Origin of the sequence: Kitasatospora sp. NPDC057223 (assembly GCF_042669755.1) — a bacterium.
Lineage (GTDB): Bacteria > Actinomycetota > Actinomycetes > Streptomycetales > Streptomycetaceae > Kitasatospora.
In genome coordinates, this window is the sequence record NZ_JBHUWW010000120.1 from 19,778 (window position 1) to 29,752 (window position 9,975).

At 67.3% G+C, this 9,975-nt stretch carries 6 protein-coding genes and 1 pseudogene; all 7 read right to left on the minus strand.

Annotated elements, in window-relative coordinates; genetic code table 11:
- Window positions 1–361: 361 nt before the first annotated feature.
- Window positions 362–762 (minus strand): annotated as a pseudogene (locus ACFUK0_RS31305) (transposase); the annotation flags it as partial.
- A gap of 771 nt (window positions 763–1,533) precedes the next feature.
- The gene (gene cas3 / locus ACFUK0_RS31310; protein WP_380255854.1) at window positions 1,534–4,416 is read right to left on the minus strand and encodes a CRISPR-associated helicase Cas3'; all 2,883 of its coding nucleotides are present in this window, start codon (window positions 4,414–4,416) and stop codon (window positions 1,534–1,536) included.
- Between the two features lie 208 nt (window positions 4,417–4,624).
- Window positions 4,625–5,338: a type I-E CRISPR-associated protein Cas6/Cse3/CasE gene (gene cas6e, locus ACFUK0_RS31315; RefSeq protein ID WP_380255855.1), complete on the minus strand. Its 714-nt coding sequence runs from the start codon at window positions 5,336–5,338 to the stop codon at window positions 4,625–4,627.
- 2 nt (window positions 5,339–5,340) lie between these two features.
- Entirely contained in the window at window positions 5,341–6,096 is a 756-nt protein-coding gene (gene cas5e, locus ACFUK0_RS31320) for a type I-E CRISPR-associated protein Cas5/CasD (RefSeq protein WP_380255856.1), read from the minus strand.
- Window positions 6,093–7,211 carry a type I-E CRISPR-associated protein Cas7/Cse4/CasC gene (gene cas7e / locus ACFUK0_RS31325; RefSeq protein ID WP_380255857.1) on the minus strand — a complete coding sequence of 373 codons (1,119 nt, stop codon included), beginning with the start codon at window positions 7,209–7,211 and terminating at the stop codon, window positions 6,093–6,095. Before cas7e ends, cas5e begins: the two co-directional genes overlap by 4 nt.
- Complete coding sequence (gene casB, locus ACFUK0_RS31330) at window positions 7,208–7,783, minus strand: type I-E CRISPR-associated protein Cse2/CasB (RefSeq protein ID WP_380255858.1); 576 nt, start codon at window positions 7,781–7,783, stop codon at window positions 7,208–7,210. Before casB ends, cas7e begins: the two co-directional genes overlap by 4 nt.
- A 39-nt stretch (window positions 7,784–7,822) precedes the next feature.
- Window positions 7,823–9,475 carry a type I-E CRISPR-associated protein Cse1/CasA gene (gene casA, locus ACFUK0_RS31335; RefSeq protein WP_380255859.1) on the minus strand — a complete coding sequence of 551 codons (1,653 nt, stop codon included), beginning with the start codon at window positions 9,473–9,475 and terminating at the stop codon, window positions 7,823–7,825.
- Window positions 9,476–9,975: the final 500 nt, after the last annotated feature.

Below are 9,975 nucleotides of genomic sequence, written 5' to 3' on the forward strand. Positions count from 1 at the left end.
CTCGAAGGCGTCCCGGCGAAGTGAGAGGTGCACCCTGCGGCGGGCTCGGACCACGGACATTCGATCACCCGCGCGACGACGGCCGTGAAGGTGCCGGACGCCGGGGCCCGCCGATCTCTTGTTGGAGGTCAGGGCCTCGTGTGTCTGTGAGGAGTGGTCCCGACGCCTGGCATCCTCACGGCCGTGCTCCTCGGCGGTGGTCGGCCGACGCCCGGGGCCAACTCTCTGGAGGGTCAAGGCTCGGGTATGTCGTATGACTCACCGGACGTCAGCTGATCACCGCCGAGGTGAAGCCGGAGAGCCTGTCTGATCTGAGGGTTCTGGACCCCGTGGTGCTTTGGGCTTCACCGGCTTCGGCCCCCATTAGGTGGTGCTTGCTGCCAGTCTTGCGGCGGTCGACAGGCGACGGGCCCGTCGCGGCGCCCCTTTTTTCGCGCGCACGTGGGAGGCGTCCACGCACGCGCGGCTCCAGTCCAGTTCCCCGGCCGCGTTCAACTCCGCCAGCAGTATCCGGTGCAGTTGGTCGAAGGCTCCGGCCTCGGTCCACCGACCGAGCCTGCGCCAGCAGGTCTGCCCGGAGCCGAAGCCCAGCTCGGGCGGCAACTGCTGCCAGGTGATGCCCGTGTACAGCACGAACAGGACGCCCTGCAGGCACAGCCGGTCCGCAACCGGCCTCGGACCCGGCAACCGCTCCGGCCAAGGCGGCAGGACCGGCTCGATCAGCGCCCACAGTTCGTCATCGACAACCCACGGCTTGCTCACACCACGCCAACGGCCCAATCGTCATACCGGATACGGCCGTCAGCGCCCATTCGCCTGATCGTGTTACGAGCTCATAGTGACGTCCACTACGTGACTGAAGGGTCGGTCGGCAGGTAACCCTTCTGGCGTCAGCATTCGTCGCCCCTCTTTGACGACGGATGGTGTTATCTCAAATCCCCGCACGGCGGGGCAGACGCGATCCTCGGTGACAGTGAGGAGGCATCCCGGATCAGCCGGGAATTTTCAATGACGAAACTATATCGCCAGCCGAAGGGTCGTCCAGTTTCATGAATCGGAAAATGGGGCCAATGTCAACAAAGAAGGTACTTCTATATTATTGTCATGTAATCCTAGGTGAGAGATCCAATCCTGGGTGACAGTGAATTCCTTTGGAATTTGACAGGCTTCATGTCTGCGGTATCGTGGAGGCGAATCGCCTCGCGCGTCTACTCTCGTCGGGTATTATTAGTGAAGGAATCATTCTGAATGACTGGCCATCGCCATCAGATCCGTTCGGACTCCCGCAGGTCTGGAGTAGTAATTCCGTACAGGTGGATTGCGGTTCTGTTTGATGCCCTCGTGGCCATTGCCCTGGTCGCTTTGGGCTTCGATCCCGTTGCGGCTGTTCTTATCTTCCTCGGACTACTTGTAGTCCCGTTGCTGATGGCCAAGGGTCAGCATCGCTAGCGGAGAAAGCAGTATGTATGCAGAGGCAAGTTGCCGATGTGAGTATATATCTCCGTGCTGATACCGCCCATCCGGATAGAATGTCTATTGATATTCTACGAAATTTCGGCGAGCGTGAGGCGAATCCCACTGCTTTGCAGAAATGGGAGCTGCAGTCAGCCCAAATTCCCGATCGTAGGTAATTTCATAAGGCCCGAGGCTTGCGGCCAGGTCTGGGTTCAGTGTGAGAACGCGCATGTGTTTGAGCAGGGAATGGCCGCGCCAGGTTGGCAGCGGGGCGAGTGGAACAGCGTATTCGGTCAGCTTGGTGGGGAGTCGGAGAAGGCAACCGGTGACGCTTTCGAGTTGATCGTCGTCGACTGCTCCGCCGGGTCCGAGGAGTACACCGGCGAGGGTCGTGTACTGGTCACCGTCGCGGATCAGGAGGATTGCTTCGATGCTGTCCTCGCCGTCACGTACGAGGGCGCTGAGCTGTTCCTCGTCGGTCGTCCGGGTGGCGGCGTAGTGCAGGCCGGCGAGGGTACGGCTTCCCCATTCACCGCTCCTGGTCAGGACATACCGGTCGGCGTTTTCCTGCCGCTCACGCTTTTTCGTGTCCCATTCCTGAAGAGCGGTTTCCGTCTGGTGGGGCCAGGATGACGCGGATCGCCGGTCGTAGCCTTCGGCCACGAGCGTGGGGATGCTGGAGGGGATGTTCCACTGGGTGGCCGCGTGCAGGAGCGTGGCTGTGCGCAGGAGGGGGTAGCGGCCGTAGATGTACTGTTCGGCGGCGTACTCGAAGCGTGGGGCCGCTCCATCGTCCGCGCTCGTGTACCCGGTGACGAACACTTGGGGGGCGGTGAGTCTTGCGGGCCGCTGGGTGCCTTGGTGGCGGTGGAGCCGGCCGATGCGCTGGAGGAGGAGGTCGATTGGGGCGAGGTCGGTGATCAGCAGGTCGGCGTCGATGTCGAAGCTCTGCTCGGCGACCTGGGTGGCGATCACGATGAGGAGTCCCCGGTCGGTTTGGCCGGGGCCGAGGCGGGACAGCAGCGTTTCGGTGCGTTTGGCGCGGTCGGCGGTGGTGAGCTGTCCGTGCAGGATCCTCACGTCGGGGCCGTAGATGTGGCGGAGGTGGCGGTAGGTGCGTTGGGCTCGGGTAACGGTGTTGCGGATGATGAGTGCTACCCCTCCGTCGGCGAGTTCTTCGCTCAGGAGGGCTTCGACGGGCTGTTCGTAGTAGCGGTCCTCGGCCTGCTTCTTGGGGGGTGGCTCGGGGAGGTGGGCGATGCGGACCGGGATGTCGTCGCGCCAGGTTTTGGCCTCGTAGGCACGGTAGACGGGCCTGTTGTCCTGGGCGCAGGCCGTGGTGACGCAGGGGTAGCCGGCAGGTTCGGGGAGGTCAGCGGTGTGGTCGGGTTCGTTGAGGGCGCCGGCCATGTAGGCGGAGGCCAGGGCCTGTCGCTGGGCGGGCGGGAGCGTGGCGGACATCAGGATGACCGGCACGCGTGCCTGGCCGAGCCACCGAAGCCCTTCGAGGAGGAACTGGCTCATGTAGACGTCCGCGGCGTGCACCTCGTCGAGCAGGACGACCTTGCCTGCGAGTCCGAGAGCGCGGAGCATGACGTGGCGGGTGCGGGTGGCGGCGTGGAGGAGCTGGTCGATGGTGCCTACGACGGAATGCCCGAGGAGGCCTCGTTTCGGGCCGAGGAGCCATTGCGCCGGTCCGTGGCATTCGCGGCAGTCGCCGTCGGCGGGGTCCTGGCCGGCGTCGACGGAGCGGAACTTCGCGTCGGGGTCCGGTGCGGTGGGTGAGGTCAGGGCGCGCCACTCGCGGTTGAATGCCCGCTTGCCGTGCAGGAGGACGGCGGTGTCCTCACTGCCCGGTTGGAATCGGGCCATCCACCGGCGCACGTGCGAGTACATGGGGTCGGATGTCGCCTGGGTCGGCATGCCGATGAATGCGCCCGATGCGCCCCAGCGTGCGGCGAGGATCTCGAGGGCCCCGAGGCCGCCCTTTGTCTTTCCCTCGCCCATCGGCGCCTCCAGGATCAGCAGTCCGGGCGCCGCCATCTCCCGAGCCGCCCGCAGGACCATGGCCTGGGAGGCTCGTGGCGTGCGGACCTCGACATGCGTCCACACGTCCTCGTCGGACGGCACCGGCATGCGCTTCCAGCCGCCGTCCAGGCGCAGTTCCGTCCACGACTTGCTGGCCCGGCTGCGGCTCTTCGCCATGGAGACGGCGTCGAGGGAGCCGAGCCCTTCGAAGTGGGTCTCGTCCGAAGCGATCCAGTCAGCCATCACGACGATGCCCGACAGTCCCAGCTGTTGCGAGCGCGAGGGCCTGGCGGTGGGGCAGACACTCTTCAGATCGCCGTAGCCCACTGCGGCGGTGAAGACTTCGAGCAGCTGCCGCTGGGTGTCTGCCCAGACGGCACTGCGATGGCCGTGGCCCATGCCCAGAGCGTCGCGGCTGACGAAGACCCCTGCGTTGGGGAACGTGCCGTGGTGCCCTGCAGCCAAGGGCCACACCCAGTCGACGTGCTCAGGGGTCCAGGCAGCCGCGGGCAGGACCGTGTGGAGGATCTTCCCGCCGGCCAGGTCGTGCCGCCATCGCCGTGTGGTCTCGGCGGTGACGGACACCGGCCAGCTCAGCCCCGCGCGCCGCAGCGCCTGCAGGCTCGCCCCGTCGATCCGCTGGAACGCGGGGGTCGCCTTCCCGATGTCGTGGACGCCGCAAAGCCATGCCAGGAACCGACGTCCCTGACCGCCGCTGAGCGAATCGAGCAGATCGCACTGAGTGGGGGCGAGATAGTGGTCGAAGAGGAGCTCCGCGACCGCGGCCGTGTCCAGCATGTGGCAGAGCAGGGGACTGACCGTGCCGCCCGCGTAGTCCGCGGACTTCCCGAAGACCGCTCCCAGACGGCCCACGTCCTCAGGCGTCAGCCCGAGGCCTGCGCAGACGACGGAAACAGAGTCAACAGCCCTCACGGCAACCCTCCCTCACCTTCTATGTGCACAACGACACGCCACTCGCGCCTGCCCAGGCGCCCCGCGGGGCCCCGCCACCTCAGCCGCCGGCGTCCGGCCCGCAGCCGCGCCGTTCACAGCTGCCCCTCGTGGCCGGCCACTTCGAGAACCGCCCCGGCCGGGGAAGCGCTTATAACCCGAACGCCACCCCCACCGCCGCAACGAACACCTACTCCGCGGCCAGCGTCAGCAGACCGCACCCGTAGGCCCGCGCCCTGCCCACACCCACGGTCAACGCGTCTACGAACAACGTCGGCTCCGTCACCGTCAGCAGGCCTTCGAACGTCGCCGTCTGCAGGGTCACGCGCCGCGCACCCTTGTCCTTGCCGAACGACAACCTCTCCGTCCTAACGATCCGGATGTCCGGCTCCCCGCCGACACCCGTCCGCGGCACCTCGAACCCCCAGCGCCCGGCGCGCTCCAGGAACCAACGGCTCTGATGCACCGGCGTCCTGTGACCCAGCACCTTCCCACGCGCAAGGGTCGGACCCGACGGGCCGCCACCGCCCCCCTCAGCGTCCCCGGCCCCCGGCCCCCGCGGCACCGAATGCACCGGATTCGCCGTCACCCTGAACTGATACCGCTGACCAGCCTCAATCCGCGACAACAAACCACCGTAGTCCCGCCCCTGCGGCTTGCCGGCAGCCACATCCGGCCACCCCGCCTGCTCGACAATATGCGTGAAATCAGCCTCCAACTGCGTCAGGACCAGCAACGCCGGCCGATGCGGCAAATCCGCGTCCAGGCGCCACAACGAGCGCCCCGGATCGTCATACAGCCCGGTAGCGCCGGCGACCGCCGCATGCATCGCCTGCGGCGAACCCAGCAGCTTCTGCGCCCCCGGGCGCAACGGGTTCAAGAACACACGAGTAAGGATGGGCATGCCTACCAGCCGAGGAGTGCGAGGGGATCGTGGACATTGCCGTCGTCCGGCCTGCCGGTCGGAACGGGGAGGTGCTCACGGTGAACCCGGCGCGTCGTGAACCGGCGCGCCAGCGGATCGAAACTGACAGGCTGATCATGAAAAGTGTGCTCGCCGGTCGGACTGTCCCACGACGCGTCCAGAGCGACACTCGCCCCCGTCCTCACACCCCGCCGGTACTGCGCCCGGGCGTGCCACTCTTCCGCCGCCAGCACCGACTCCACCGTCCCCTCCCGCAGCCCCAGACTCAACGGCAGGCTGGGCGGGCAGCACTTACGCCCCAGGGACAGAGTGAAAACCGGGGCACGCAAAGCACCGTCGACCTCCTCCAGCACCGACTGCTCCCCCTCCAACGCCGCGACGAACACCGCATCCTGCAGGTAGTACCGCGTCGACTCGTTCGTACGGTTACCAGTCGACTTCTGCACACCCTTCGCATTCACCGCCGTCGACAGAATGTCCCCACCCCGGAAGTCCGAAATCACCCGGTAGTCCCGCAACAGCGTCCCCGGCTGGTCCACCCGCACACCGAACCGAAGACCCGCCCACCGCGCCGGCGACGCGTCCCGCTCATGACCGACCGCGGCACACACCAGACCGACCACACCCGACTTCGTCGGCTGATGCGCACTCGTACGCCGCGCCACCAACGCCCGCTGATCACCCCACGACTGCAACGGCCCCGCCAACCGCAACAACAACACCGCCCCGCTGCTCACTGATGCACCTCCGTCAGGCGCCTGCGCAGTCCGGCCAGCAGGTCGGGGAACGCGCTCCGCTCGCCGAACGACTCCAGGCTCTGGTCCCCGAGCATGTGGGTGTGGCCGGCCCAGTCCGGCGGCGCGGCCCACTGCGTCGTGACCGACGTGTGCTCGTCGTCGAGGCACTGCACCGAGCGCGACGCGATGCCGTCCGCCCCCGGGCGCACCGGGCTCTCGAACGCCGTCACCAGGTTCACGGCCTGGTCCGTCCGGTGCGTGACCGCGATCAGCTGCGGCACGGTCCGGTGGGCGAAGCTGCTGATGTGGCCCTTCGGCATGGACTTGGCGAACGCCTCGACGAACCGCAGCACACCGTCGACCGCCTCCTGCGTGCCGTCGAGCGTCTTGGCGAGCTGGTGCACGTTCACGTTCGCGTAGCGGTACAACGTCGCCGAGTTGAAAGGCCGCCGTACGATCATCCCGGCGCCCCGCTCGTCCTCTTCGTTCGCGTCGTCCACCGCCGTCAGGTAGTCCGTCTCCAGCTCCACGGCGTGCGTCGACAGAGCGTGCGCGACCTGCACCGCCCCCTCCACCCCGATCGACGACAGGTTCGCCACCATCCGCCCGAACAGCGCCACGTCCAGCGGATGCTTCTCCGACAGCGCCTGCTTCACACCGGCACCCTTCGCGTACTCCTCCAGCTCCTTGTCACCCAGGCCCTGCGCCTTGGCCGCCAGATCAGCGATCGCGTCCAGCTGCCGATGCCCGTAGAAGAACAGGTACGACGTCTCCTCCGCCTTCTTGCTGCTCGCCGTAATACCCAGCGGTGCGAGCAACGCCGTCGCCAGCCGCCCGGCCTCCGCCGCCTCCACCGCGTGCCGCTTCACCAGCCGGTCCGCCAACTGCGCCGCGATCCGCTTCGTCCGGATCCCCAACTGCGCGTCTTCCATGCCCATCTCGTCGGCGAAGTACATCCGCGTGGCGCGCTTCCACGCCGCGTCCGACACCCGCGAACGCCGGTACCCGCCGAAGTACGCCTCCTTCGGGCTGCCGTTGTCATCCCGGTTCAAGTTCGCCGGCGGCACCGTCTGGACGATGTGGCATTCGACGACACTGCGCAAGGTGGTGCTCATACCGCTGTCTCCTCGTTCTCCACGCCACTCCAGGCGTGGTACGCGTTGCCCCAACGCACACGGATCCGTGCACGCTGCTCAGGCCGGTTCCAGAACCTCAGGTCCGTGACCAGCTGGCTGTAGTCGAACGGCTGGTTCAAGCCGTTCAGCTGATCGACCAGCCCGCGAAGCCGCCCGAACACCCCCGCGGGCGTCGTCGCGGTCGCAGCGGCCGTGAACACCGCATCGATGCCGTCCCGGCTCGCGGCACCCGAGGTGTGCAGGCGCCGCACTGCGGCCCCGACCTCCACCCCCGGCGCGTGCATCAGCCGGCTCTTCGACTGCTGGTGCACACCGAACAGGCCGAACGCGTAGTGCTCCGCCACCATCGCGTCCGACACCAGTCCGATCCGCGCCAGCTCGTCCCGGTTGCGTGCCCGGTGCAACCGCCACAACGCCGGCACCGCACCCGGCTTACCGTTCAACGCCAGCCGCATCGCGGCTAGATCCTCCCCCGGCGGGCGCCTGAACGCCTTGCCGTCCTCCGGCACCAGGTCCTCCCAGTACCAGGCCCGTCGACTCCCGACCGCCATCAGACCCGCTCCCTCATCACGTTCATTGCCCGCACCGCCCTACTCACCGTCACCATCCGCACCATGGATTCGCGGCAACGCCTTGCGCAGCGCCGCCCCGAACATCCGGGACGCACCCGCCTCCCGCACCATCACCTTCACGCCCGCCGGGTTCTTGACCTCCCGCCCGGCGAACACCCCACGGGGGGCAGCCGCGTGCAGCCGCGCCGCCTCCGCACGCGCAACCTGCGCGCAGACCTGCTCGAAGGCGACATGCGCGGCCTCGACCGCGTCCCAGTCCTGGCCCTGACGCTGGAGGCCGGTCAGCATGCGACGCACCACCGGATCCAACGCGTGCAGGACAGCCGTACCGGGACGCTGCCCCTTGTCCCACGGCACCGCGTCCAGACCCGCGGCCCGCCGCAGGTTCGCCCCCAACGCATCGACCGCCCTCGCACAGGCCGAGGCCTGCTCCGCGATCTCGATGACCGTCTCCCGCACGTCCAGATCAGCCCTCAATGCCGCGACCGGCAGCGGAAGCTCATCGGCCAGGATGTCCTCCACGACCGCGGACTGCGTCCCGTAGACCATGCCCCACAGACCCACCCGCAGCGGAAAGTCGAGCCCGAGCCGCCCCTCCGCCTGCGCATCGCCGGCCTGGGCCAGGAGCGCACTGGTCTCGAACCCCGCCCCCTCACGGTCCAGCGCCAGCAGCGCCTCCAGGCCCTGCCAGGCGTTCTTGCCCACCTGCAGTCGCCGCGGGTAGCGCACCGATCCCGCCTTCTTGTCCTTCTTGATCGCCCAAGTCGTGTGCGGCTCCCCTTCAGGGACGGAGGTCATCCGCTCCCCGGCGGCCACCACCACGCGCCGCACCACCGGGCCCTCGAGCCCGTCCTCGACGACCAGTGCGATCCGCCGTGACATCCACGTCCACATGTCCAGCACACCCTCGGCTGGCCGTGTCCTCCAGGCAGGCCCGAGGCTTCCACGTTCCCACCACGGTTTGTCATCGGCAGTTCGGCCGGCAACCGGCAGGTTCAGTACGATCGTCTCGAACAGGGTCCGGCCGAGCGGCATCACCACACCCAGCTGCCCCAGCGGACCTGTCGGATTTCCCGTCGTCTTGCCGGCCTTCACCTGGTCGTCACCGACCGCACCGGACTTGATCGCCGCGGTGTCCCAGCAGTGCGCGTGTACCACCCAGCGCACCGCCTGCGCCAGCGGCACCGGGAACGGCTCCTCGTCGTTCCGGACACCCCTCAATGCCGAGTTGTTGCCAGACGGCACATGCGGCATCAACAACGTCACCGGCTTCGTCGTACCGTTCGTCGCCTTCAGACCGGGCACCTGCGCGAAGCACCGCACATCGAACCGTGCGGCGTGCTCTCGCAGATACCCGTTGATGACACCGACCTGCCGGGCGGAGAACCGGCCGGCCCCCATCAGTTCGCCCCAGCCGTCCTTGTCCAAGGGCCCGAGCGCCGCCAGAACCACCGGCAGCACCATGTGCCGCAGCACCGCAGGCGCCATCGTCGGCACCTCGACGGCCAGACCGGACCACCCCGGCGAACCGGTGATCACCTCCGGCAACGACACCTCACGCGGCTCCGTACCGCCCCCCGGGACCACCCGCAGGCTCGGCCACACTACGCCATCATCACCCAAAGACACTAAAACCTCACGTAAAGTAATTTCATGCGCTCGGCAGAACATAGCACAACAAGTCGGGTACACAGAAAAGCAATTGACGAACCATCAGATCTCCGACGAGCCCTGACCGGGAGTATCCACGAGGGGTCTGACAATCCAGCAAGCGAGCACCTCAAGCACAACCCCCACCACAAAACGACCCCAACACCCAGTAACCTCAAGCCCAGATCCTTGAAACCTCAACACCACGCCCCGCACAGCGGGGATAGCTCCACCCCAATCCATCCCGCCCCCGTACACACGGGGACGGTCGCACCACCACACCTGCAAGAAAACGGCCGCACACACGGAGATGAATCCAACAGGTAGCCGAGCGGCTGCTCCCCGCCCTGGCGAGGATGGTCCCAACGAAGCCCGCCCGTCAGGGCCCCAATCCGCTGCTCCCCGCGCCGCCAGGGATGGTCCCGGCTAGGTTCTGTCCGGCGGATCTTCGTACGGCATCATGTGCGGGGTGCACCCAACGCAGCCTGATGACCTGACCGTTCGCCTGATTGAGGCCGACG

Coding starts and splice junctions, on each gene's coding strand:
- cas6e (WP_380255855.1), bottom strand. CDS start 5,338: ATGCCCATCCTTACTCGTGTGTTCTTGAACCCGTTGCGCCCGGGGGCG.
- cas7e (WP_380255857.1), bottom strand. CDS start 7,211: ATGAGCACCACCTTGCGCAGTGTCGTCGAATGCCACATCGTCCAGACG.
- casB (WP_380255858.1), bottom strand. CDS start 7,783: ATGGCGGTCGGGAGTCGACGGGCCTGGTACTGGGAGGACCTGGTGCCG.
- casA (WP_380255859.1), bottom strand. CDS start 9,475: ATGTTCTGCCGAGCGCATGAAATTACTTTACGTGAGGTTTTAGTGTCT.